We start from the raw sequence: 25,584 nt of genomic DNA, 5'->3' as shown, positions 1-25,584 counted from the left end.
AACGAAAAAACGGTGCGCAAGCTTGTGGCCCGCGCACCGTCGTCGCTTTGCGTCGTGTCCTGCTTACAGGCGTTCGATGATGCCCGCGGCACCCATGCCGGTGCCGACGCACATCGTGACCATCCCGTACTTCAGGTTACGGCGGCGCAGGCCGTGCACGACGGTCGCCGCGCGGATCGCGCCGGTCGCGCCGAGCGGGTGGCCGAGTGCGATCGCGCCGCCCATCGGGTTGACCTTCGACGGGTCGAGGCCGAGATCGCGCATCACCGCCAGCGATTGCGCGGCGAACGCTTCGTTCAGCTCGATCCAGTCGAGATCGTCCTGCTTCAGGCCGGCAGCCTTCAGCGCGGCCGGAATCGCTTCCTTCGGGCCGATGCCCATGATTTCCGGCGGCACGCCACGCACCGCGAAGCTCACGAAGCGCGCGAGCGGCGTCAGGTTGAATTCCTTCAGCACCTTCTCCGACACGACGAGCAGCGCACCCGCGCCGTCCGACGTCTGCGAGCTGTTGCCGGCCGTGACCGAGCCCTTGTTCGCGAATACCGTGCGCAGCTTCGCGAGGCCTTCGAGCGACGTGTCCGCGCGCGGACCTTCGTCGAGCTTGATCTCGCGCGTCTTCACGTCGACTTCGCCGGTCGCGAGGTTCGGGAAACGCTCGGTGATCGTGTACGCGGCGATCTCGTCGTTGAACTCGCCGGCCTGCTGCGCGGCAAGCGCCTTGCGGTGCGATTCGACCGAGAACGCGTCCTGGTCTTCGCGGCTCACCTTCCACTGCTCGGCGACGCGCTCGGCCGTCAGGCCCATCCCGTATGCGATGCCGAAGTCTTCATTGCGATCGAAGATGTGCGGCGACATCGACGGCTTGTTGCCCATCATCGGCACCATGCTCATCGATTCGCAACCGCCCGCGAAGATCGCGTCCGATTCGCCGACGCGGATGCGGTCGGCCGCCATCGCGAGCGCCGTGATGCCCGACGCGCAGAAGCGGTTGACCGTCACGCCGCCGACCGTCTGCGGCAGGCCCGCGAGCAGCGCGCCCATCCGCGCGACGTTCAGGCCCTGTTCGGCTTCCGGAATCGCGCAGCCGATGATCGCGTCCTCGATCAGCTTCGTGTCGAAGCCCGGCACCTGCGCAACCGCCGACTTGATCGCGTGGACCAGCAGCTCGTCCGGGCGCGTGTTCTTGAAGACACCGCGCGGGGCCTTGCCGATCGGCGTGCGGCTGGCGGCGACGATGTATGCGTCTTGCAATTGTTTGCTCATTTGAGACTCCTTGCCTTATCGCTCGCTCAGTTACGCACCGGCTTGCCGGTCTGCAACATGCCCATGATCCGTTCCTGCGTCTTCTGCGTGCCGAGCAGCTCGACGAACGCGCGGCGCTCCAGCGCGAGCAGCCACTGCTCGTCGACGAGGCTGCCGGCTTCGACGTCGCCGCCGCACACGGCTTCGGCGATGCGGCTCGCGATCAGGTAGTCGTGGTCGCTGATGAAGCGGCCGTCACGCATGTTGACGAGCGATGCCTTGATCGTCGCGATCGCCGAGCGGCCCGCGACCGGCACGTCCTTCGCACGCAGCGGTGCGCGGTAGCCGGTGGCGGCCAGCGCACGCGCTTCCTTCTTCGCGGTGTCGAGCAGTTCGAACACGTTGAAGACGATCGTGTCGGACGGCTTCACGTAGCCCATCGCACGTGCATCGTGCGCGGAGGCCGAGACCTTCGCCATCGCCGCGTTCTCGAACGACTTCGTGACGAACTTCAGGATGTCGGTGGTCGCGTTCGCGGCCGTCGCGGCGTCCGCTGCGCGCAGCGCCGCTTCCTTCAGGCCGCCGCCCGCCGGCACGAGGCCGACACCCACTTCGACGAGGCCGATGTAGCTCTCGACGTGAACGACGCGCTTCGCGCTGTGCAGCATCAGCTCGCACCCGCCGCCGAGCGCGATGCCCGACACGGCCGCGACGACCGGCACGTTCGCGTACTTCACGCGCAGCATGCCTTCCTGGAACTTCTTCACGAACGGCTCGATCCCCTTCGCGCCGCCCATCATGAACGCGGGCATCGCCTCTTCGAGGTTCGCGCCGGCCGAGAACGGGCCGCCCGGCGTGCCGAGCTTCAGCGACGTCGGCTGCCAGATCACCACGCCCTTGTAGTCTTTCTCCGCGAGTTCGATCGCCTGCACGAGGCCGTCGATCACGCTCGGTCCGATCGTGTTCATCTTCGACTTGAACGACACGATCACGACGTCGTCTTCACCCGCACGATCGTCGACCCATGCGCGCACCGCGTCGGTCTCGAACAGCGTCTTGCCGTACGTCTTCGGATCGGCGCCCGCTTCGCCGAGCAGCGGCGCGCGGAATACCTGCTTGTCGTAGACCGCGAGGTCCGAACGCGGCACGAAGCGCTTCGCAGCCGGTGCCCACGAGCCTTCGGCCGTGTGCACGCCGCCCTTCTCGGCAACCGCGCCTTCGAGCACCCACGACGGCAGCGGCACGTTCGCGAGCGCCTTGCCGGCCGCGATGTCTTCCTGCACCCACTCGGCGACCTGCTTCCAGCCGGCGGCCTGCCAGCCTTCGAACGGGCCTTCGTTCCAGCCGAAGCCCCAGCGGATCGCGAGGTCGACGTCGCGCGCATTGTCGGCGATCGATTCGAGATGCACGCCGATGTAGTGGAACACGTCGCGGAAGATCGACCACAGGAACTGCGCGTGCGGATGGTCCGTTTCGCGCAGCAGCTTCAGGCGTTCCGCCGGCGGGCGCTTCAGGATACGGCCGACCGTTTCGTCAGCCTTCGCGCCCGAGTCGACATAGGTGCCCGTCTTCGCGTCGAGCACCTTGATCGCCTTGCCTTCCTTCTTGTAGAAACCGCCGCCCGTCTTCTGGCCGAGCGCGCCCTGCTTCACCAGTTCGGCGAGCACGGCGGGCGTCTGGTAGACCGGGAAGAACGGATCGTCGGCGAGGTTGTCCTGCATCGTCTTGATCACGTGCGCCATCGTGTCGAGGCCGACCACGTCCGCGGTGCGGAACGTCGCCGACTTCGCGCGGCCGAGGCGGCTGCCCGTCAGGTCGTCGACTTCGTCGAAGCGCAGGCCGAACTTCGCGGCCTCGGTGATCACCGCGAGGATCGAAAAGATGCCGACGCGGTTCGCGATGAAGTTCGGCGTGTCCTTCGCGCGCACGACGCCCTTGCCGACGATGCTCGTCAGGAAGGTTTCGAGCTGGTCGAGGATCTCCGGACGCGTATGCGCGGTCGGGATCAACTCGACGAGGTGCATGTAGCGCGGCGGGTTGAAGAAGTGCACGCCGCAGAAGCGCGACTTCAGCTCGTCCGAGAAACCTTCGGACAGCTTCGTGATCGACAGGCCCGACGTGTTGGTCGCGAAAATCGCGTTCGGCGCGATGTGCGGCGCGACCTTCTTGTACAGGTCGTGCTTCCAGTCCATCCGCTCGGCGATCGCTTCGATCACGACGTCGCACTCGGCGAGCTTCGCGATGTCGTCTTCGTAGTTCGCGGCTTCGAGGTATTTCGCGTCGTCCTTCACGCCGAACGGCGCGGGCGACAGCTTCTTCAGGTTCTCGATCGCCTTCAGCGCGATCGCGTTTTTCGGGCCTTCCTTGGCCGGCAGGTCGAACAGCAGCACCGGCACGCGCGCGTTGATGAGGTGCGCGGCGATCTGCGCGCCCATCACGCCGGCGCCCAGCACGGCGACCTTGCGAATCAGGAAATTGCTCACGGGATGTCTCCGGATAGTGTCGTGCAGCGCGGAGGTTGGGGCTGCACGGAGAAGTGAGTACCAGGAACCGATGCATCCGGGCGGCGCGCCTCGCGCCCCGCCCGGACTCGCGTCAGAACAGCGATTCGTCGACTTCCATCATCGTCTTCGAACCGGCGCGTGCGGCGCGGATCGTCGACGCCGTCTCGGGCAGCAGGCGCGCGAAGTAGAAGCGGGCCGTCGCGAGCTTCGACTTGTAGAACGGATCGCCCGACGCTTCGTTGTCGAGGGCGAGGCGTGCCATGCGCGCCCAGAAGTACGAGAACACCAGGTGGCCGACGGTGCGCAGGTACGGCACGGCGGCGGCACCGACTTCGTCGGGGTTCTGCATCGCCTTCATGCCGATTTCCATCGTCAGCTTCTGTACCTTGTCGCCGATGTCGGCGAGCGGGTTGATGAACTCGGCCATTTCCGGCTTCACGCCTTCGGCTTCCGCGAATTCCGTCACGAGCTTGCCGAACTTCTTCAGCTTCGCGCCCATGTCGCCGAGCACCTTGCGGCCCAGCAGGTCGAGCGACTGGATCGAGTTCGTGCCTTCGTAGATCATGTTGATCCGCGCGTCGCGCACGTACTGCTCCATGCCCCACTCGGAGATGAAGCCGTGGCCGCCGTAGATCTGCATCGCGTGGTTGGTCGACTCGAACGCGTTGTCGGTCAGGAACGCCTTGATGATCGGCGTGAGCAGCGCGACGAGATCGGCCGCCTCCTTGCGCACCGCTTCGTCGGCGTGCGACAGCTCCTTGTCGATCTGCAGCGCGGACCAGTACGTGAACGCGCGCGCGCCTTCGGCATAGGCCTTCTGCGTGAGCAGCATGCGACGCACGTCCGGGTGCACGATGATCGGGTCGGCCGGCTTGTCCGGTGCCTTCGGGCCCGTCAGCGAACGCATCTGCAGGCGTTCCTTCGCGTACGTGAGCGAGTTCTGGTACGCGACTTCCGTGAGGCCGAGGCCCTGCATGCCGACGCCGAGACGCGCGGCATTCATCATCACGAACATCGCGTTCAAGCCCTTGTTCGGCTCGCCGACCATCCAGCCCTTCGCGCCGTCGAGGTTCATCACGCACGTCGAGTTGCCGTGGATGCCCATCTTGTGCTCGATCGAGCCGCACTTGATGCCGTTGCGCTCGCCCGGCTCGCCCGACGCGTCCGGAATGAACTTCGGCACGATGAACAGCGAGATCCCCTTCGTGCCCTGCGGCGCGTCCGGCAGGCGCGCGAGCACGAGGTGGATGATGTTCTTCGACATGTCGTGCTCGCCGCTCGAGATGAAGATCTTCGTGCCGCTGATCGAGTACGAGCCGTCGCCGTTCGGTTCGGCCTTGGTGCGCAGGATGCCGAGGTCGGTGCCGCAGTGCGGCTCGGTCAGGCACATCGTGCCCGTCCATTCGCCCGACACGAGCTTCGGCAGGTATTGCTTCTGGAGTTCCGGCGCGCCGTGCGCGTGCAGGCATTCGTACGCGCCGTGCGACAGGCCCGGATACATCGTCCATGCCTGGTTCGCCGAATTCAGCATTTCGTAGAGCGCGTTGTTCACGAACGCGGGCAGGCCCTGGCCGCCGTAGTCCGGATCGCAGCCGAGCGCCGGCCAGCCGGCCTCGACGTATTGCTGGTAGGCCTCCTTGAAGCCGGTCGGGGTCTTCACGACGCCGTCGCCTTCATACGTGCAACCTTCGCGGTCGCCGACCTGGTTCAGCGGGAACAGTACCTCGGAGCAGAACTTGCCCGCTTCCTCGAGGACCTGGTTGATCGTGTCGGCGTCGAGGTCCGCATGCTTGGGCATTTGCTTGACTTCGGCTTCGACGTTCAGAAGCTCGTGCAACACGAATTGCATGTCGCGCAGCGGCGCGGCGTACTGTCCCATGACTCTCTCCAAAGGTGGGCAAAACGGCTCGAGCTCCTGGCGGGCGGATCACGCGCCGCTAACGGCTCTCGCTCTGATACGAAACAATCGTCTTTTCCAGCGCGGCCCACGTGAGGCGCACGGCATCCGGCGAATGCAGGAAACGTGCGTCGTGATGCAGGCCGAGCGTGAAGCTGTACAACTCGAAGAGCATCAGGTCCGGATCGGTATCCGCACGCAGATGGCCTTCTTCCTTCGCCTGCGAAATGGCCCGCAGCATCGCGGCACGCCAGGCCGTCACGCTCGCGATCAACTGCTCGCGCACGGGGCTGTCAGGCCGGTCGTCGTACTCGACGGCCCCGCTGATGTAGATGCATCCGGTCGTCACCTCCTGGATGCGCTTCTCCGTCCAGCGGGCCAGCATCGCCCGAAGGCGCGGCAAGCCTCGCGGCTCGCGCAGGCTCGGAAAGAACACCTCGTTTTCGAAACGATGGTGATACTCGCGGACGACCTCGACCTGCAGGTCCTCGCGCGATCCGAAGTGCGCGAACACGCCGCTCTTGCTCATCTGCATGCGCTCGGCCAGCAGGCCGATCGTCAGCCCCTCCAGCCCGTCACGGCTGGCGAGGTCCAAAGCAGCTTCAAGTATCGCGGCACGCGTCTGTTCGCCTTTTCGCATAGCTATTTCTGTAACCGTTCGGGGGTTCGAATAAAATCGAACGGCCGTACTATTATTGAGTGCGGCCGCTCGCGAAACAAGGAAATTATTAGAAACCGGTGTCTAACCGAGCCGCTATTTTGCGCGATTCCGGCGGGACCGGAGCGGCTTTTCCGCACGAACGTGCGGACAGATTTTTGAAGCGAACGCTTAGTCTGCGTCAGTCGTAACCACCGACCGTCAGCGCCTTCATCACGACACGATACGCCGTATAGGCGAGCCAGTTCAGCATGCGCTCGATGCGCGGGCGCGCGGCGAATCGGGCGGGGTCGATTTCCCGGCCGTCGGCAAACGCGGCCGCGATCGCGTCGCGCAGTTCGTTCGTGACAGCATCGTAGCGCACCAGCACGACATTCGCCTCATTGTTCAACATCAGGCTCAGCGCGTCCAGATTCGACGAACCGACCGTCGCCCAGTTGTCGTCGATCACGGCCACCTTGCCGTGCAGCATCGTCTTGTCGTACTCGGCCACGCGCACGCCCGCGCGCAGCAGCGCGTGATACAGGAACGGCACGGCCGTATCGAGTGCCGCGAATTCCTTGCGGCCGATCAGGATCCGCACGTCGACGCCGCGCCGCGCGGCGCCCGCCAGCGCACGGCGCAGCTTTCGCCCCGGCATGAAGTACGGATTGGCCAGCAGGATCCGCTGGCGTGCCTGGCCGATCGCCGCGAGATACGCCTTCTCGATCGCGCGACGGTTCACGACGTTGTCGCGCGCGACGAACGCGACGCTCGGCTCCGTCACGACCCGCAGCGCGCCGGCCTTGATCCAGCGATGGCTGCGCATCCAGCGCCGGAACATGTCGGGGAACGCTTCCCCGCCATGCAGCCCGGCTGCGTATTGCGCATACGGCTTGTGACCGAACATGATCCGGTGCCACTGCAATTCGAACGCGGCGCGCACGTCCGACACCGCGGGCCCCGCCATCTCGACCGCGAAATCCCAGCGCGGAAACGGCAGCGTCGCGCCGCCCTGCGCGTAGTCGTCGACGATATTGATGCCGCCGCAGAATGCAACCGCGTGATCGATCACCGCGAGCTTGCGATGCGTGCGCGAGAAGCCGAAGCGGCCGAACAGGAAACGGTTGTAGATGCAGTGCTCGACGCCGGCCGCCACCCACGTGTCGAACAGCGGCAGGCGCGCGGTGCCGATGCCGTCGGTGATCACGCGCACGCGCACGCCGCGCTGCGCCGCGCGGATCAGCGCGTCCGACACCGGCCGGCCGGCCGCGTCGTCGCAGAAGATGTAGGTTTCGAGCATCACCTGCTCGCGGGCGGCATCGATCCGCTCGATCAGTGCCCGGAAGAATGCGCCGCCGCCCTCGCACAGCCGCACGGTGTTGCCCGACGTAAAGGCGAGCCGCGACGCGGAACCGCGTTCCTGCAGGAACATCTGCCGCAATTGCGCGAAGCGCTTGCGGGCTTCCGCCGTCATGCGGACGAGCCGTGCGGCGCGCGCGAGAGTGCCACGCGCGCGGGCAATTGCAGGATCGCCTCGGCATTCGACGGCGAGAAGCAGCGCGCGGCCGCCTCGCGGAACGGCAGCCACGCATGGTCGACGTGCTCGCGCGGCGACAGCGTCACGTCGACGCGATGCGGCACGCACAGGCCGAACCAGTGTTCGGTGTTGCGCGTGACGCCCGGCGCATAGCGGTGCAGGTATTGCGGATAGATCGTGTACTCGATCCGGTGGCGCCAGTCGACGAGCGCGCTGGCCGGCACATCCGCGGTGCCGACCGCAATGCCGGTTTCCTCGGCCACTTCGCGCGCGGCGGTGACCGCGAGCGGCTCGTCGAGCGCGTCCTTCGAGCCGGTCACCGATTGCCAGAAATCGGGCTGGTCGGCACGCTTGATCACGAGCACATCGAGGTCGGGCGTGTAGATCACGACAAGAACGGATTCGGGGATTTTCGGCGGCTTCGTCATCTTTGTTTCATGCAGCACGGGGCCGCGCGCCGGGCACAGGCTCCGAACGGGCGGCAAGTGCTGCGACTGTACCGCAAAAAACGAAAAAGGCGCATCGCTGCGCCTTTTTCATGAGCGTCGTGTGCGCGCGAACGCACACACGACCGGATGCGAAGCGCGTTACGCCTTCGGCTGTTCCGGCTGACGCAGGCGGATGTGCAGTTCGCGCAGCTGACGCTCGTCGACCGGGCTCGGTGCCTGCGTGAGCAGATCCTGCGCACGCTGCGTCTTCGGGAACGCGATCACGTCGCGGATCGAATCGGCGCCGGCCATCATCGTGACGATGCGGTCGAGACCGAACGCGATACCGCCGTGCGGCGGCGCGCCGTACTGCAGTGCATCCAGCAGGAAGCCGAACTTGAGCTGAGCCTCTTCCGCACCGATCTTCAGCGCACGGAACACCTTGCTCTGCACTTCCTCCTGATAGATACGCACCGAGCCGCCGCCGATTTCCCAGCCGTTCAGCACCATGTCGTAGGCCTTCGCGAGGCAGCGGCCCGGGTCGGTCTCGAGGTACTCGAGGTGCTCGTCCTTCGGGCTCGTGAACGGGTGGTGCGCAGCGACGTAGCGCGCATCTTCGTCGTCGTATTCGAACATCGGGAAGTCGACGACCCACAGCGGCTTCCAGCCGGCCTGGACCAGACCGTTCGCCTTGCCGAACTCCGAATGGCCGATCTTCAGGCGCAGCGCGCCGAGGCTGTCGTTGACGACCTTCGCGCGGTCGGCCGCGAAGAAGATGATGTCGCCGTCTTCAGCGCCGGTGCGCTCGAGGATCGCCGCGATCGACGCGTCGTGCAGGTTCTTGACGATCGGGCTCTGCAGGCCGTCACGGCCCTTCGCCTTCTCGTTGACCTTGATCCATGCGAGGCCCTTCGCGCCGTAGATGCGCACGAATTCGGTGTAGCCGTCGATGTCGCCGCGCGACAGCTCGCCGCCCTTCGGCACGCGCAGCGCCGCGACACGGCCGTCCTTCGCGTTGGCCGGCGTGCTGAACACCTTGAAGTCGACGTCCTTCATCGCGTCGGTCAGCTCGGTGAATTCGAGCTGCACGCGCAGGTCCGGCTTGTCCGAACCGAAACGCGCCATCGCTTCCGAGTACGGCATCACCGGGAATTTCGCGTCGAGTTCGACGTCGATCGTCGTCTTGAAGATGTGACGGATCATGTCTTCGAACAGGTCACGGATTTCCTGCTCGCCGAGGAACGACGTTTCGCAGTCGATCTGCGTGAATTCCGGCTGACGGTCGGCACGGAGGTCTTCGTCGCGGAAGCACTTGGTGATCTGGTAGTAACGGTCGAAGTTCGCGACCATCAGCAGCTGCTTGAACAGCTGCGGCGACTGCGGCAGCGCGAAGAACTGGCCCGCGTTCACGCGCGACGGCACGAGGTAGTCGCGTGCGCCTTCCGGCGTGCTCTTCGTCAGCATCGGCGTTTCGATGTCGATGAAGCCCTGCTCGTCGAGGTACTTGCGCGCTTCGATCGCGACGCGGTAGCGCAGGCGCAGGTTGTGCTGCATCTGCGGGCGGCGCAGGTCGAGCACGCGGTGCGTGAGGCGCGTCGTTTCCGACAGGTTGTCGTCGTCGAGCTGGAACGGCGGCGTGACCGACGCGTTCAGCACGTTCAGTTCGTGACACAGCACTTCGATCTTGCCGCTCTTCAGGCCGGCGTTGACCGTACCGTCCGGACGGTTGCGCACGAGGCCCTTGATCTGCACGCAGAACTCGTTGCGCACGCCTTCGGCGGTCGCGAACATTTCCGCGCGATCCGGGTCGCACACCACCTGCACGAGGCCTTCACGATCGCGCAGGTCGATGAAGATCACACCGCCGTGATCGCGGCGGCGCTGCACCCAGCCGCACAGCGACACGGTTTGGCCCAGCAGGTGTTCGGTCACGAGACCGCAGTATTCAGTACGCATCGACATGATGTTTGCTTTCGTTCGGTTTGATCAACGGGTGCCGCAACGCGCGGCCCGGGCGATGATTCTTTACTTACAGCGGCGGCTCGACGGGGCGGCGCGCAGGCGCCGGAACCGGCGCCGGGGGCGCCACCACGCCCATCGAGACGATGTACTTGAGCGCGGCATCGACCGACATGTCGAGTTCGATGACTTCGCTCTTCGGCAGCATCAGGAAGAAGCCCGACGTCGGGTTCGGCGTCGTCGGAATATAGACGCTCACGTATTCTTCCGTCAGATGATTGAGCACGTCGCCGCCCGGCGTGCCGGTCAGAAACGCGATCGTATACGAGCCGCGGCGCGGGTATTCGATCAGCAGCGCCTTGCGGAACGCATTGCCGCTGCTCGACAGCAGCGTGTCCGACACCTGCTTGACGCTCGTGTAGATCGGCCCGACGACCGGGATGTGACGCACCACGGCGTTCCACCACGTGACGAGCTTCTGGCCGATGAAGTTCCGCGTGGCCAGCCCGACGACGAAGATGAACGCGAGCGTCAGCACCGCGCCGATCCCCGGCAAGTGGAAGCCGAGCATCCGCTCGGGCTGCCACGATTCGGGCAGCAGCAGCAGTGTCTGGTCCATCGTGCCGATGATGAGACCGAGCACCCACAGCGTGATCGCGAGCGGGACGAGAACCAGCAGGCCGGTCAGAAACACCGATTTCAGGGTCGTCTTTTTCATCATCTGCCGTCAATGAACCGCGCCGGCGGCGCGGGTTGGTCGCAGCCCGGCCGGGCCGCGACGGTCAACTGCTGGCGGCGGGCGCGGCTGCCGGGGCAGGCGCAGCGCTCGTCGTCGTGCTTTCGGAACTGCTCGATGCCGCCGGCGCGGCCGCGGCGGGCGCGGCTTCCGCCGGTGCAGCCGGCGCTGCGTCGCCCGACGCCGTCGCCGGCGCGCTGGTGCCGCCCGAACCGCCGCGGAAATCGGTGACATACCAACCCGAACCCTTCAGCTGGAAGCCCGCCGCAGTGACCTGCTTGCGAAATGCATCCTTCCCGCATTCCGGGCACTGCGACAGCGGCGCATCGCTCATCTTCTGGAGCACGTCCTTCGCGAAGCCACACGCTTCGCATCGATAGGCGTAGATCGGCATGATATTTTTCCCGCGGAAACTGGAAACGGCTTGCAAAACCTTGAATTATAGCTGAAACCCCGCCGCGCTCCGGCAATGGCCGCGACACCCGCGCATCAGCGGCGGCGCCACGTCAGCCAGCGCTCGTGACCTTCGAACACGGGCAGCGAATCGGTCACGGGCAAATCCTCGATCAGTTCGAAGTGCGGCGTGAGCAGCGCATCGAGTTCGGCGCGCTCGATTCCGAACGGCGGCCCCTTCGGTTTCGCCATCAGGAAGAAATAACCTGCCAGCAATCCGTCCACGGGCAGCAGCTCGGCCATGCGTGCCGCGTAGCCGGCGCGCATGGCCGGCGGCAGCGCGCACAGGAACGCGCGCTCGTACACCCACTGCACGTCGAACGGCGGCCGGTACGAAAAGAAATCGGCCTGCTCGACGACTTCCGCGTGCGCGCCGAGCTGCGCTTTCGCAACTACCACTGCCTGCGCGGAGAAATCGATCGCACGCACGGGCCAGCCGGCCTGCGCGAGCCACCCGGCCTCCTGCGCACTGCCGCAGCCGGGAATCAGCACCGCGCACGGCTCGAGCCGGTGCGCGAACACGCGAAACCCGTCGGGCACGCCACCGAATTCCCACGGCGTCACGCCACGCGCGAAACGTTCGTCCCAGAACGATGCATTGCCGGGATCGCGCGTCGTGAAATCGGCGGCTGCCGGTGTAGCCGGTTGCTTCGGATCGGACATCGCCCTGCTCCTTTCGGTCATGTGCCGTACGCGAGCGCGAGCAGCACGCGCGCGACGAGCGCCCCGACGCCGACGGCGAGACCGAAGATCAGCAACGCCTGCAGCAGCCGGTTCGTCCGCTTCTGCTCGACGAGAATCTGGCGCATCAGGTCCTCGCTCGCCGCGCGCGGCGCGTCGTGGCGCGCCGCCATCGCATGATGGATCAGGCGCGGCAGTTGCGGCAGCGTCTTGCTCCACTGCGGCGCTTCGACCTTGAAGCGCTCGTACCAGCCGCGCAGGCCGATCTGCTCGGTCATCCAGCGCTCGAGGTACGGCTTCGCGGTCTTCCACAGGTCGAGCTCGGGGTCGAGCGAGCGGCCGAGCCCCTCGACGTTCAGCATCGTCTTCTGCAGCAGCACGAGCTGCGGCTGGATCTCGACGTTGAAGCGGCGCGACGTCGAGAACAGGCGCATCAGCACCTGACCGAGCGAGATGTCCTTCAGCGCGCGATCGAAATACGGCTCGCACACCGCTCGGATCGCGCTTTCGAGCTCCTCGACGCGCGTCTCGGGCGGCACCCAGCCCGATTCGAGATGGAGCGTCGCGACGCGGTGGTAGTCGCGCTTGAAGAACGCCAGGAAGTTCTGCGCGAGGTAGTTCTTGTCGAAATCGGACAGCGCGCCGACGATCCCGAAATCGAGCGCGACGTAGCGGCCGAAGGTGTTCGGATCGAGACTCACCTGGATGTTGCCAGGGTGCATGTCCGCATGGAAGAAGCCGTCGCGGAACACCTGCGTGAAGAAGATCTCGACGCCTTCGCGCGCAAGCTTCTTGATGTCGACACCGGCCGAACGCAGCGTCTCGACCTGGCTGATCGGCACGCCGGTCATGCGCTCCATCACGAGCACCTGCGACGTCGAGAAATCCCAGAACATCTCGGGCACGAGCAGCAGGTCGAGGCCCGCGAAGTTGCGGCGCAGCTGGCTGCCGTTGGCGGCCTCGCGCATCAGGTCGAGCTCGTCGTGCAGGTACTTGTCGAACTCGGCGACGACCTCGCGCGGCTTCAGGCGCCGGCCGTCGGCCCACATGCGCTCGGTCCAGATCGCGATGTCGCGCATCAGCGCGAGGTCGGAATCGATCACGGACAGCATGTTCGGGCGCAGCACCTTGACGGCGACGGCCTTGCCCGCGTGCTGGCCCTGCTTGAGCTTCGCGAAATGCACCTGCGCGATCGACGCGCTCGCGACCGGTTCGCGCTCGAATTCGTCGAACAGCTCGTCGACCGGCGCACCGAGCGACTTCTCGATGATCCCGATCGCGACCGCCGAATCGAACGGCGGCACCTGATCCTGCAGCTTCGCGAGTTCGTTCGCGAAATCGACCGACAGCAGGTCGCGGCGCGTCGACAGCACCTGGCCGAACTTGACGAAGATCGGGCCGAGGCTTTCGAGCGCATGGCGCAGCCGCACCGCCGGCGGATCGGAATAACGGCGACCGATCGTCGTGATCCGCAGCAGCAGCTTCACGCGCCGGTCGTCGATCCGGGACAGCATCACTTCGTCGAGACCAAAGCGGATGACGGTGTAGACAATCTTGATGAAACGGAAAATGCGCATGCCCTGCGGCCCTCAGTGCGCGCCGCGCGGGCCGGAACCCGTGCGCGCGCCGATTTTTTGTTCGAGTCGCTCGACCCGCTTTTCGACCCGCGCGAGCGCATCGCGTGCGCGCGCCAGTTCGGCGTCGAAGCCGCCGAGCGACGCGCGCCGGACGACTTGCGGGTTCTCGTCGAGCCAGTATTCGGCAACGGAATCGAGCACGTTGCGGCCGGTACGTCGCGCGCGCGCACCGGCGTCGCGCACGACCGTCGCGATCCGGTATGCCGCCGCGTCGCCGACCAGCTTCGCGAGATCTTCTTCAGGTTCCCAGCGCAAGTGCTCGGCCAGCTTCGCGATCTGCGTCGCGAACTCCGCATCGCCCTCGATCTTCACGTGCTTCATCACGGCCGCCTGGCCGCCCTGCAGGAACGCGGCGACCGTGTCGCCCGCGAGCGCGATCGACACGTCGACCTGTTGCGCATCGTGCGCGTCGACGGCCGACAGATAGCCGTCGGGCTGCACCAGCAGCGTGAGCGTGACGGGAGGCACGTCGATCCGGGCAGTCTTGCCCGCATACGGAATCAGGCGGTCGCGCGCCCACGATTCGCGGGCGAGCAGGTGATTGACAGCAGCAGCAAAAGGCTTGGCGGCAAAGGTCATCGGGCTGGGAAAGAAAAAACCCGCGCAGGCCGGGCGCCCACGCGGGTTTCTATTGTAACGTCGGATCGTCGGCAGGCCGTGCCTGACCGCACACCCGGGCGGCAAGCGGTCGCAGTGCGGCGGCCGTTGCCCGGGTGTCCGGCGGCGTGGCCGCCGGACACGCTCAGTGCGTGTTGATCTGCTGGATGCCCGCGAGCAGCCAGCCCTGACTGCCCGACTTCGACAGGTTCCACACCTCGTCGAACGGCGCGGCCGACGCATTCGCCGATTCGCGGATCAGCCCATGGAAACGCACGCTCGCCGACTGCTCGATGCCGCGATCCTCGATCGCGACCAGTTCCGCGTCGAGCTGCACGACGTCGGTCTGGTTCGACTCGTTGCCGCGCGAATCGAGGTCGATCTTGATCTCGGCGAACATTTCGGGCGTCGTGAACTCGCGGATGTCGGCCAGGTTGCCCTGGTCCCACGCAGCCTGCAGGCGCACGAAATAAACCTTCGAGCTGCGCAGGAACGCTTCGGTGTCGAAGCCGGCCGGCACCTGGAGCGGTGCTGCCGCCGCCGCTGCCGCGCCTGCGCCCGCGGCACCGCCGCCGAACACGCCTTGCGCTTCGTTCGCGTAGCTGCTGCCGCTACCCGCATAGTTGCTGCCGGTGCCGCCCTGCTGGAACGACGGGCTCTGCGAGTAGCCGCCCGACGACGACGCCGAGCCGCCGACCGAGTATGCCGGCTCCTGCGGACGACGGCGGTTCATGAACTTGCGGATCAGCCAGATGCCGACCATCGCGAGCAGCGCGATCACGATGACGTTCGCCATCATGCTCGCGAATGCGCCGCCCAGGCCGAAGTGCGACAGCAGCGCCGCGATGCCGAGGCCGGCCGCGAGGCCGGCGATCGGCCCGAGCCAGCGCGAGCGGTTGGGCTGCGCGGCCGGCGCGGGCGCGGCCGGGTTCGCACGCTGCGCCTGCGACGGCGCGGCCTGCTGCATCGGCTGCTGCGCAGGCGGCGTGGCCTGACGCTGCGTGACGGTGGAATTCTGGCGGCCGATGCTGCGCCCGCCGCCCATGCGCTTGGCTTCAGCGTCGAGCGATGCGAACGTGCCGGCCGTGAGCAGGCCGACCATCAGCAGTGTGCCGACTCGTCGAGCCCACGGCTTCGACGGCTTGCTACGGTTGAACAACGAACGCGTTTCGGACATCAGCTTCTCCAGATGTAAGACAAATGTATGGAAAGAGCCCCTTAGTACTTGGCTCCCATGTGTAAAGCTACCACGCCACCTGACAAATTGTAATATTTGACGGCATCGAGGCCCGCTTGTTCCATCATCGTCTTCAGCGTGTCCTGATCGGGGTGCATCCGAATAGATTCAGCAAGATACCGGTAACTTTCAGCATCTTTCGCGAACTTGTCGCCAAGCCACGGTAATACTTTGAAAGAATACAGATCGTACGCCTTTTTCAGCGGATCCCAGACTTTCGAGAATTCCAGCACCATCACGCGGCCGCCCGGCTTCGTCACGCGGCGCATCTCCGCCAGCGCGGCATCCTTGTGCGTCATGTTGCGCAGCCCGAACGCGACCGTGACCAGATCGAAGTAGTTGTCCGGAAAGGGGATTTTCTCCGCGTCGCACAGCAGCGACGGCGTCACGATGCCCTTGTCGAGCAGCCGGTCGCGACCGACGCGCAGCATCGATTCGTTGATGTCCGTGTGCCAGACCTCGCCCGTCGGCCCGGCTGCCTTCGCGAACGCCTTGGTCAGGTCGCCGGTGCCGGCCGCGATGTCGAGCACCTTGAAGCCGGGACGCACGTTCGCCTGCGCGATCGTGAACGCCTTCCACGCGCGGTGCATGCCCGCCGACATCAGGTCGTTCATCAGATCGTAGTTGCTCGCGACCGAATGGAACACACCCGCCACTTTCTTCGCTTTTTCGTTTTCCTCGACGCTTTCGAAGCCGAAGTGGGTTTTGCTCATCGCGTTGATCCTCAGTAAATGGCAAGACGGCGCCGAGCGGGCGCCGTCGAATTTCAGTGGCAGTGGCCGTGCGACGCGGAGGCCGCCTGCATCGGGGCGTCGCGCTCGACGCCCGCCGCCTTCAGTTTGTCGAAATAGTCGCGCCACAGCGCGTCCTGCTGCGTGGCCAGCTCGTACAGCAGGTCCCAAGAGTAGATGCCGGTCGAATGGCCGTCGGAAAACGTCGGCTGCAGCGCGTAGTTGCCAACGCCCTCGAGCGCGGTGATCGTCACCTCGCGCTTGCCGGTCTGCAGCGTCTCCTGGCCGGGCCCGTGGCCGCGCACCTCGGCCGACGGCGAATACACGCGCATCAGCTCGAACGGAATCCGGTAGCTTTCACCGTTCGGGTACTGCAATTCGAGCACGCGCGATACCGCGTGCACGACGACGCCGGACGGAATCGGCGTCGTGGAAGTCAAACCGCTCATGGCTGCCTCGAATCGGTCATGCGTTGAATTTCCTCGCGCACCGCATTGTGCAGCAGCGAGGCCTGCGCCGCGCGCGTGCGCAGCAGCGCCTCGGACACGCTGCGCTGGCGCGGCGCCCAGACGGGCTGCGGGAAGTGGGCGTCGTTGGAAAAGCGCGGGATCACGTGCCAGTGCACGTGCGGCACCATGTTGCCGAGGCTCGCGAGATTCACCTTGTTCGGCTGCATCACGCGGCGCACGGCCCGCTCGACCGCGTAGACCACGCGCATCAGGTGGGCCCGCTCGGGCTCGCCGAGATCGGAGAATTCCGCTACGTGCGTGCCCCAGATCACCCGGCAGAAGCCCGGATACTCGTGCTCGCCCGTCGCGAGGACGACGCGCAGCGCATCGTCCTGCCAGAGCACCTCGCCGCCGTCTTCACGGCAAAACACGCATTCCATCGTCGCTCCCATGTGGACGGGCGCCGGCATTGCCGCGCCGGCGCCCGCTCATCCCCAGCCCGGTCGGGCGGTCGTCATGCCCGCATTAGACCAGCACGCGCTCGATCCCGCCATTGTTCGCGCGTGCGACATAATCGGCCATCCAGTTCTCGCCGAGCACCTGGCGCGCGATTTCGACCACGATGTAGTCGGCTTCGAGGTTCGCATCCTCGCCGTAGCGCGACAGGCCCTGCAGGCATGACGGGCAGCTCGTCAGGATCTTCACGTCCGGGCCGTTCGCGGCCGCGGCGGCTGGCGCCGGCGCAGCGCCGGCCACCACGGGAATCGCACGCAGCTTCGCGGCGCCCTTGCGGATCTCCTCTTCCTTGCGGAAGCGGACCTGCGTGGAGATATCCGGCCGCGTGACCGCCAGCGTGCCCGACTCACCGCAGCAACGATCGTTCTTCTCGATCTTGTAGCCGTCCTTCTCCGCGCCCATCAGCTCGTTGACGAGCCTCACCGGGTCCATCGTCTTGATCGGCGTATGGCACGGGTCGTGATACATGTAGCGCGTGCCCGTCACGCCGTCGAGCTTCATCCCCTTCTCGAGCAGGAACTCGTGGATGTCGATGATCCGGCAGCCCGGGAAGATCTTGTCGAATTCATAGCCGGCGAGCTGGTCGTAGCAGGTGCCGCACGACACGACCACCGTCTTGATATCGAGGTAGTTCAGCGTGTTCGCGACCCGGTGGAACAGCACGCGGTTGTCGGTGACGATCTTCTCGGCCTTGTCGTACTGGCCCGAGCCGCGCTGCGGATAGCCGCAGCACAGGTAGCCCGGCGGCAGCACGGTCTGCACGCCGGCCTCCCACAGCATCGCCTGCGTCGCGAGGCCGACCTGCGAGAACAAACGCTCGGAGCCGCAACCCGGGAAGTAGAACACCGCTTCCGAATCGACGGTCGTCGACTTCGGGTTGCGGATGATCGGCACGATCTTGTTGTCCTCGATGTCGAGCAGCGCGCGTGCCGTCTTCTTCGGCAGGTTGCCCGGCATCTTCTTGTTGACGAAGTGGATCACCTGCTCGACGACGGGCGGCTTGCCCACCGTCGCCGGCGGGTGCTGCGTCTGCTTCTTCACGACGTTCTTCAGCATGTCGTTCGCGAAGCGCTGCACCTTGTAGCCGACGCCCATCATCACGCTGCGCGCGGCATTGATCGTCTGCGGGTTGGTCGCGTTCAGGAAGAACATGCCCGCCGCATTGCCGGCGTTGAATTTCTTCTTGCCCATCTTGCGCAACAGGTTGCGCATGTTCATCGTGACGTCGCCGAAATCGATCTTCACCGGGCACGGCGTCGCGCACTTGTGGCACACCGTGCAGTGGTCGGCCACGTCGTTGAACTCGTCCCAGTGCTTGATCGACACGCCGCGGCGCGTCTGTTCCTCATACAGGAACGCCTCGACCAGCAGCGACGTCGCGAGGATCTTGTTACGCGGGCTGTACAGCAGGTTTGCGCGCGGCACGTGCGTCGCGCACACCGGCTTGCACTTGCCGCAGCGCAGGCAGTCCTTCACCGAATCGGCGATCGCGCCGATGTCGGACTGCTTCATGATCAGCGACTCGTACCCCATCAGCCCGAAGCTCGGCGTATAGGCGTTGCGCAGATCGGCGCCTTCGAGCAGCTTGCCCTTGTTGAAACGGCCGTTCGGGTCGACGCGCTGCTTGTACGCGCGGAATTCGGCGATCTCGTCGTCGGTCAGGAACTCGAGCTTCGTGATGCCGATGCCGTGCTCGCCGGAAATCACGCCGTCGAGCGAACGCGCGAGCGTCATGATGCGCGCGACCGCCGCGTGGGCGTCCTGCAGCATCTCGTAGTTGTCGGAGTTGACCGGCAGGTTGGTGTGGACGTTGCCGTCGCCCGCGTGCATGTGCAGCGCGACGAACACGCGGCCGCGCAGCACCTGCTTGTGGATCGCCTGCGCTTCGTCGAGGATCTGCTTGAACGCGCCGCCGTTGAAGATCGCGCGCAGCTCCGCGCGGATCTCCTGCTTCCACGAGATGCGCACCGTGCGGTCCTGCGTGACGTGGAACACGGTCGCGCCCGGCTGATCGTCCGCGCGATCGGCGAACTTCTCGGCCAGCGCCTCGTAACCGAGTTGCACGAGGTAGTGCTGCGCCTCGCGCAGCGGCTGGTCGAGGCGGTCGCGCACGAACTCCCAGCGCGCGCGCACGCGCTTGAGCAGCTCCAGTGCCTGCTGGACGCGATCCTCGAGCAGTTCGGCGCTCGGGATCTCGTTCGCGTCGTCGGTCTTGCCGAGCGGCAGGTTGCCGCCGCGGAAAAACGCTTCCAGCGCGTCGACCAGCTGCAGCTTGTTCTTCAGCGACAGCTCGATGTTGATCCGCTCGATGCCGTCGGTGTACTCGCCCATCCGGTTCAACGGGATGACGACGTCTTCGTTGATCTTGAACGCGTTCGTATGCTTCGCGATCGCGGCCGTGCGGCTGCGGTCGAGCCAGAAGCGCTTGCGCGCCTCCGCGCTGATCGCGACGAAGCCTTCGCCGCTCTTGCCGTTCGCCATCCGGATCACTTCGGACGTCGCGTGCGCGACCGCGTCGGCGTCATCGCCGACGATGTCGCCGATCAGCACCATCTTGGGAAATGCGTTGCGCTTGCTCTTGGTCGCGTAGCCGACCGCGCGCAGGTAGCGCTCGTCGAGGTGCTCGAGGCCCGCGAGGATCGCGCCGCCCTGCTTCGACGTCTCGAACAGGTAGTCCTTGATCTCGACGATGCTCGGGATCGCCTCGCGCGCCTGGCCGAAGAATTCCAGGCAGACGGTGCGGGTGTGCGCCGGCATCTTGTGCAGCACCCAGCGCGCGGACGTGATGAGCCCGTCGCAGCCTTCCTTCTGCACCCCCGGCAGGCCGGCCAGGAACTTGTCGGTCACGTCCTTGCCGAGGCCTTCCTTGCGGAACCGGCGGCCCTCGATCTCGAGCATCTCGCTCTTCAGCAGCTTCTCGCCCGGCGCATATGCGCCGTCGAACCACTTCAGCTCGAAACGCGCGACCGCGATGTCGTGGATCTTGCCCTGGTTGTGCTCGTGGCGCGTGACTTCGAGCCAGTTGCCGTCCGGGTCGACCATCCGCCACCAGGCCAGGTTGTCGAGCGCGGTGCCCCACAGCACGGCCTTCTTGCCGCCCGCGTTCATCGCGACGTTGCCGCCGATGCACGATGCGTCGAGCGAGGTCGGATCGACCGCGAACACGTAGCCGGCCGCTTCCGCGGCTTCCGTCACGCGGCGCGTGACGACGCCCGCGCCGGAGAAGATCGTCGGCACCTTGTGCGCGACGCCCGGCAGCTCGGTCAGCTCGACCGCGCCGAGCTGCTCGAGCTTCTCGGTGTTGATCACCGCGGAGAACGGCGTGAGCGGCACCGCGCCGCCCGTGTAGCCGGTGCCGCCGCCGCGCGGGATCACGGTCAGGCCGAGCTCGAAGCAGGCCTTGATCAGGCCGGCGATCTCGGCTTCGGTATCGGGGGTGAGCACGACGAATGGGTATTCGACCCGCCAGTCGGTCGCGTCGGTCACGTGCGACACGCGCGACAGTCCGTCGAAACGGATGTTGTCCTTCTGCGTGCAGCGGCCGAGCGCCTTGGTCGCGCGGCGGCGCAGGTCGGCCATCTTCTCGAATTCGTCGGCGAACTCGTTGACCGCGCGCTGCGCGGCGGTTTCGAGCATCTCGACGCGCGATGCGCGTTCGCGGCCCGCGTCGTCGCGGTGCTCGGTGAGATCCGCGCTGCGGCGCTTGCCGATTTCGGTCAGCCGGTGGTTCAGCGCCTCGATCAGCAGCGCGCGGCGCTTCGGGTTGTCGAGCAGGTCGTCCTGCAGGTACGGATTGCGGCGCACGACCCAGATGTCGCCGAGCACTTCATACAGCATCCGTGCCGAGCGGCCCGTACGGCGCTCGGCGCGCAGCTCGTCGAGCACCGACCACGCCTCTTCGCCGAGCAGGCGGATCACGATCTCGCGATCCGAGAAGGACGTGTAGTTGTAGGGAATCTCGCGCAACCGGGGCGCGGGGTCGGCGGCGACGGCGGCTGCCGCGCCATGCGGATCGAAAACTTGTGGTGCGTTCATGTTCGGACGACTCGGAGGGCCGATACACCGTGCACGGGCGTCGGCAAGCGCGTGGGCGCAATCTTGGGGAAATCTGTTCTGTTACCAGGCGCGCGGCTGTCCTTCATGGGGCCGGAGCGGGCGGAGATTCGCCCCTCCTGGCCGGCGACAGGGCCTGGCGGCACTCGATCATCAGCACGATCGCGCGCGGCGCGCATGCCGTTCCGCCGCGGGGCTGGCTGCGCGCGGCGTCGGCTTCAACGGTGCGATCCGAGGGTGCCTCTGCATCTTCCGAATCCTTGATTCAAAACGGAATTCTAACCCATGATCGGGCCACGCGTGACACGTCGGACAGGTCGTGGGGCTATCGCCGCGAGCCGCGCCAGGCCTGGCTCGGCGCGATTTCACGCGGTCATTCGCCGTCCGTCCGGTCGGTAACCACGCGGTTAAGCCGGTAAAAAAGGCCGCGCAACGTCGCCGACGCATCGTCCGCACGGCCCCGCGGGCGTGCGCCCGGCATGCCGCTTGCGTACAGGCGGACCCTTGGCGCTATCATTGATTCTTTACCGTCTGCTACCGCACTGCACGCGAGCGCCCATGGCATCCCACGATTACCTGAAGAAAATCCTCACCGCGCGCGTCTACGACGTCGCGATCGAGACGGAACTCGAATCCGCCCGCAACCTGTCCGCCCGGCTGCGCAACGCCGTCTACCTCAAGCGCGAGGACAACCAGCCGGTGTTCTCGTTCAAGCTGCGCGGCGCGTACAACAAGATGGCGCACATTCCGGCGGACGCGCTCGCCCGCGGCGTGATTACGGCATCGGCCGGCAACCATGCGCAGGGTGTCGCGTTCTCGGCGGCCCGGATGGGCGTCAAGGCGGTGATCGTCGTGCCCGTCACGACGCCGCAGGTGAAGGTCGATGCGGTGCGCGCGCACGGCGGCCCGAGCGTCGAGGTGATCCAGGCCGGGGAGTCGTACAGCGACGCGTATGCATACGCGGTCAAGGTGCAGGAGGAGCGCGGCCTCACGTTCGTCCATCCGTTCGACGATCCGTACGTGATCGCCGGCCAGGGCACGATCGCGATGGAGATCCTGCGCCAGCACCAGGGCCCGATCCACGCGATCTTCGTGCCGATCGGCGGCGGCGGGCTCGCGTCCGGCGTCGCGGCCTACGTGAAGGCGGTGCGACCGGAGATCAAGGTGATCGGCGTGCAGGCCGAGGATTCGTGCGCGATGGCGCAGTCGCTCGACGCGGGCAAGCGCGTCGAGCTGAGCGAGGTCGGCCTGTTCGCGGACGGCACCGCCGTGAAGCTGGTCGGCGAGGAAACCTTCCGGCTCTGCAGCGAATACCTCGACGGCGTCCTGACGGTGAACACCGATGCGCTGTGCGCGGCGATCAAGGACGTCTTCCAGGACACGCGCAGCGTGCTCGAGCCGTCCGGCGCGCTCGCGGTCGCGGGCGCGAAGCTCTACGCGGAACGCGAAGGCATCGAGAACCAGACGCTCGTCGCGGTCACGTCCGGCGCGAACATGAACTTCGACCGGATGCGCTTCGTCGCCGAGCGCGCGGAAGTGGGCGAGGCGCGCGAAGCCGTGTTCGCGGTCACGATCCCCGAGGAACGCGGCAGCTTCAAGCGGTTCTGCTCGCTCGTCGGCGACCGCAACGTCACCGAGTTCAACTACCGGATCGCCGATGCACAGGCCGCGCACATCTTCGTCGGGGTGCAGATCAAGCGCCGCGGCGAATCGGCCGAGATCGCCGCGAACTTCGAATCGCACGGCTTCAAGTCCGTCGACCTGACGCACGACGAGCTGTCGAAGGAACACATCCGCTACATGGTCGGCGGCCGTTCGCCGCTCGCGCTCGACGAGCGCCTGTTCCGCTTCGAGTTCCCGGAACGGCCGGGCGCGCTGATGAAGTTCCTGTCGTCGATGGCGCCGGACTGGAACATCAGCCTGTTCCATTACCGCAACCAGGGCGCGGACTACAGCTCGATCCTCGTCGGGCTGCAGGTGCCGCAGGCCGATCGCGCCGAATTCGAACGCTTCCTCGCGGCACTCGGCTATCCGTATGTCGAGGAGAGCGCCAACCCGGCCTACCGCCTCTTCCTGTCGTAAAGGCGTCACGCATGAATCCCGAACATTCCCCGCTCGGCAAGGCCACCGTCTACGCGGCCCAGTACGACGCGTCGCTGCTGTTCCCGATCCCGCGCGCCGGCGCGCGCGAGCAGCTCGGCATCGCGTCGGCGCTGCCGTTCTTCGGCACCGACATCTGGAACGCATACGAGCTGTCCTGGCTCAACGCGCGCGGCAAGCCGCAAATCGCGGTTGCGACCTTCTACGTGCCGGCCGAATCGCCGAACATCGTCGAGTCGAAGTCGTTCAAGCTGTATCTCGGCTCGTTCGCGCAGACGAAATTCGACTCGATCGACGCGGTGCGCGACACGCTGAAGCGCGACGTGTCGGCCGCGTGCGGGGCGAGCGTCGCCGTGCAGCTCGTGTCGCCGCACGATTTCGGCAAGCTCGAAATGGACGAACTCGACGGGCTGTCGCTCGACCGGCTCGACCTCGACACCGACGTGTACGAACCCGATCCGTCGCTGCTGTCGGCGGCCGTCGACGAAGCGCCGGTCGAGGAGACGCTCGTGTCCGACCTGCTGCGCTCGAACTGCCCGGTCACCGGCCAGCCCGACTGGGGCAGCGTGCAGATTCACTACGTCGGGCCACAGATCGACCACGCGGGCCTGCTGCGCTACATCATCTCGTTCCGCAACCACACGGGCTTTCACGAGCAGTGCGTCGAGCGGATCTTCCTCGACATCCTGCACGCGTGCAAACCGGTGAAGCTCGCGGTGTATGCACGCTATACGCGCCGCGGCGGGCTCGACATCAACCCGTTCCGCACGAACTACAACCAGCCGATGCCGGACAACGCGCGCAACGCGCGGCAGTGACGGCGGCGGGTGGCCGCCGCAGGCTGTAGCGGCATGGCGACGCAGCGGCGAGCCCCAAACGAAAGAGCCCGGTTGCGAACCAACCGGGCTCTTTTCCTGCGCGCGGGGAAGCTCGGCCGCGTTATTTCGCGTCCGTTTCCGACACACAAAACACACGACACCTTTATCAAATAACTTCTGTTTGACATGCCGCGCTTGGCTTATCGAATAAGAATGCCTTTTTATCAATATATTTTCCGATAATCGACGTGACCATTCGACGCCGCGACTCCTCGAAGCTTATTGTCGATATACTCCGAAGCTTCCATATCCCCTGTATTTTTGAGCTCTGCTGAAATATTTTTTTACTACGCTACATTTCCCGCCCCAGGTGGATCACAAGCCATCAGATTGGCAACACCTAAATTCCCAGAGATTGCTTCACAAATATAAATATGGAATGGTTTGCTTTTTGAATTCTCATATTCCTTCCAGAGTGTGCCTGCATCTTCAAATTGATATCGGAGCATGGGGGTGTTTGCATCTTCGGCCAGCCCATGCACCGTCCAGCGGTCACCTTGCCTTCCCCACTCCCCTGCACACAACTCACCAGCTTGGTTACTGAGAATGCAACCCGTCCTCGTCTCCAATACAGGGCAATATTGTCTATTCTGCACCTCTGGCGCCCCATGCAGCCCAGGATTTACAATACCGACTCTAAGAACATCAACTACTACATATTTACCAGTGGGAGACACTACGATGGGATAAAAATTTCCAAATATCCCCCCCCGAAGATGTCAGCGCTTCCATTTGGAAAAGATTGAATTTCTCGCCCTTCACGTTTGAGTACGTTGCCATTTTCCAGCCAGACCCAAAGGTTTTTTGCACGTTAGCTGTCAGCGACGACGAAAATTGAAGCGCAGCACCTCCTGAAAATTGATTACGATCTAAGCCCGCACGACACTCAATGACACTCAACGCGAATGCCACCAATAAACATTGTACCAATGCACGCCGAATAAAATTCAATTGTCACCTCCTTTAAGAAAGGCCACTCTTGATTGAAGAATATTTTGCAGACACCACACTGGCACCATTAATTTTCGCCATTTCCAGAGCGAGACCATTTATTTCCAGTATTTTATGCTCATACGCGGAGCTGCTTTCGCCCCATTCATTCGGGTTTTTCGAAATCGTTGGATGACGGGCGAAGAACTTGTCGAATGTCTTGCCGATATCCCGCCCAACATGCGCCGGGCGATTCACACTTTGATCGAGCGCCGTTGCTCGACCAAGATCCGAAATGAAGTACTCACTAACAGGGTGATCATAATGAGGTGGTGCGATCGGAAAAACCACGTTTCTTAATCGATCAATGAAATCCATC

20 protein-coding genes are annotated in these 25,584 nt (G+C 65.2%); 2 read left to right on the top strand and 18 right to left on the bottom strand.

The genetic code is table 11. The features are described from left to right. Nucleotides 1–63: 63 nt before the first annotated feature. The 17 genes from ABIC51_RS23495 to ABIC51_RS23415 all read right to left on the bottom strand — a co-directional run bounded on the left by ABIC51_RS23495 (nt 64) and on the right by ABIC51_RS23415 (nt 21,279). Nucleotides 64–1,263, bottom strand: a complete 1,200-nt coding sequence (locus ABIC51_RS23495) for an acetyl-CoA C-acyltransferase (RefSeq protein ID WP_027789158.1) — start codon at nt 1,261–1,263, stop codon at nt 64–66. 26 nt (nt 1,264–1,289) lie between these two features. Beyond that, entirely contained in the window at nt 1,290–3,725 is a 2,436-nt protein-coding gene (locus tag ABIC51_RS23490; RefSeq protein WP_021158421.1) for a 3-hydroxyacyl-CoA dehydrogenase/enoyl-CoA hydratase family protein, read from the bottom strand. A 112-nt stretch (nt 3,726–3,837) separates the two neighbouring features. After that, the gene (locus ABIC51_RS23485) at nt 3,838–5,625 is read right to left on the bottom strand and encodes an acyl-CoA dehydrogenase C-terminal domain-containing protein (protein WP_059485372.1); all 1,788 of its coding nucleotides are present in this window, start codon (nt 5,623–5,625) and stop codon (nt 3,838–3,840) included. 58 nt (nt 5,626–5,683) lie between these two features. After that, a complete protein-coding gene (locus ABIC51_RS23480; protein WP_006751498.1) occupies nt 5,684–6,283 on the bottom strand; it encodes a TetR/AcrR family transcriptional regulator in 600 nt (199 codons plus the stop codon). Between the two features lie 199 nt (nt 6,284–6,482). Beyond that, nucleotides 6,483–7,757: a cardiolipin synthase ClsB gene (clsB, locus tag ABIC51_RS23475; protein WP_027789157.1), complete on the bottom strand. Its 1,275-nt coding sequence runs from the start codon at nt 7,755–7,757 to the stop codon at nt 6,483–6,485. Then, on the bottom strand, nt 7,754–8,248 hold the full coding sequence (gene nudB, locus ABIC51_RS23470; protein WP_027789156.1) for a dihydroneopterin triphosphate diphosphatase: 495 nt from the start codon (nt 8,246–8,248) through the stop codon (nt 7,754–7,756). Before nudB ends, clsB begins: the two co-directional genes overlap by 4 nt. A 159-nt stretch (nt 8,249–8,407) precedes the next feature. Further along, nucleotides 8,408–10,210, bottom strand: coding sequence for an aspartate--tRNA ligase (gene aspS, locus ABIC51_RS23465; RefSeq protein ID WP_021158416.1), 1,803 nt, complete (start codon nt 10,208–10,210; stop codon nt 8,408–8,410). A gap of 67 nt (nt 10,211–10,277) precedes the next feature. Then, on the bottom strand, nt 10,278–10,928 hold the full coding sequence (locus ABIC51_RS23460) for a DUF502 domain-containing protein (RefSeq protein WP_027789155.1): 651 nt from the start codon (nt 10,926–10,928) through the stop codon (nt 10,278–10,280). A gap of 61 nt (nt 10,929–10,989) precedes the next feature. Further along, nucleotides 10,990–11,337, bottom strand: a complete 348-nt coding sequence (locus tag ABIC51_RS23455) for an FmdB family zinc ribbon protein (protein ID WP_027789154.1) — start codon at nt 11,335–11,337, stop codon at nt 10,990–10,992. Nucleotides 11,338–11,432: 95 nt separating this feature from the next. Then, a complete protein-coding gene (locus tag ABIC51_RS23450; protein ID WP_134257263.1) occupies nt 11,433–12,059 on the bottom strand; it encodes a class I SAM-dependent methyltransferase in 627 nt (208 codons plus the stop codon). 17 nt (nt 12,060–12,076) lie between these two features. Next, a complete protein-coding gene (gene ubiB / locus ABIC51_RS23445; protein WP_027789152.1) occupies nt 12,077–13,654 on the bottom strand; it encodes a ubiquinone biosynthesis regulatory protein kinase UbiB in 1,578 nt (525 codons plus the stop codon). 12 nt (nt 13,655–13,666) lie between these two features. After that, nucleotides 13,667–14,293 carry a ubiquinone biosynthesis accessory factor UbiJ gene (locus ABIC51_RS23440; RefSeq protein ID WP_006487883.1) on the bottom strand — a complete coding sequence of 209 codons (627 nt, stop codon included), beginning with the start codon at nt 14,291–14,293 and terminating at the stop codon, nt 13,667–13,669. Between the two features lie 163 nt (nt 14,294–14,456). Beyond that, nucleotides 14,457–15,488 (bottom strand): Tim44 domain-containing protein, encoded by a 1,032-nt coding sequence (locus ABIC51_RS23435; protein ID WP_027789151.1) that lies wholly within the window; start codon nt 15,486–15,488, stop codon nt 14,457–14,459. Between the two features lie 41 nt (nt 15,489–15,529). Further along, nucleotides 15,530–16,261: a bifunctional demethylmenaquinone methyltransferase/2-methoxy-6-polyprenyl-1,4-benzoquinol methylase UbiE gene (ubiE, locus tag ABIC51_RS23430; protein WP_027789150.1), complete on the bottom strand. Its 732-nt coding sequence runs from the start codon at nt 16,259–16,261 to the stop codon at nt 15,530–15,532. A 53-nt stretch (nt 16,262–16,314) separates the two neighbouring features. Next, nucleotides 16,315–16,728 carry a gamma-butyrobetaine hydroxylase family protein gene (locus ABIC51_RS23425; RefSeq protein WP_021161323.1) on the bottom strand — a complete coding sequence of 138 codons (414 nt, stop codon included), beginning with the start codon at nt 16,726–16,728 and terminating at the stop codon, nt 16,315–16,317. Then, nucleotides 16,725–17,168 (bottom strand): HIT family protein, encoded by a 444-nt coding sequence (locus tag ABIC51_RS23420; protein ID WP_021161324.1) that lies wholly within the window; start codon nt 17,166–17,168, stop codon nt 16,725–16,727. Before ABIC51_RS23420 ends, ABIC51_RS23425 begins: the two co-directional genes overlap by 4 nt. Nucleotides 17,169–17,253: 85 nt before the next feature. Next, nucleotides 17,254–21,279 (bottom strand): DUF3683 domain-containing protein, encoded by a 4,026-nt coding sequence (locus ABIC51_RS23415; RefSeq protein ID WP_175898175.1) that lies wholly within the window; start codon nt 21,277–21,279, stop codon nt 17,254–17,256. A 576-nt stretch (nt 21,280–21,855) separates the two neighbouring features. On the opposite strand from ABIC51_RS23415, the gene ilvA reads away from it, so the two are divergent. Then, complete coding sequence (gene ilvA, locus ABIC51_RS23410) at nt 21,856–23,379, top strand: threonine ammonia-lyase, biosynthetic (protein WP_027789147.1); 1,524 nt, start codon at nt 21,856–21,858, stop codon at nt 23,377–23,379. An 11-nt stretch (nt 23,380–23,390) separates the two neighbouring features. Beyond that, nucleotides 23,391–24,215 (top strand): NADPH-dependent 7-cyano-7-deazaguanine reductase QueF, encoded by an 825-nt coding sequence (gene queF / locus ABIC51_RS23405; protein WP_027789146.1) that lies wholly within the window; start codon nt 23,391–23,393, stop codon nt 24,213–24,215. A 1,023-nt stretch (nt 24,216–25,238) separates the two neighbouring features. Here queF and ABIC51_RS23400 read toward each other — a convergent pair. Beyond that, nucleotides 25,239–25,583 (bottom strand): hypothetical protein, encoded by a 345-nt coding sequence (locus tag ABIC51_RS23400; RefSeq protein WP_175861895.1) that lies wholly within the window; start codon nt 25,581–25,583, stop codon nt 25,239–25,241. Nucleotide 25,584 lies beyond the last annotated feature (1 nt).

Source organism: Burkholderia sp. 572, from assembly GCF_040545135.1.
Classification (GTDB): Bacteria; Pseudomonadota; Gammaproteobacteria; order Burkholderiales; family Burkholderiaceae; genus Burkholderia; species Burkholderia cepacia.
The sequence above is the reverse complement of the archived record's forward strand: the minus strand, read 5'-3'. Positions and strand labels throughout refer to the sequence as shown.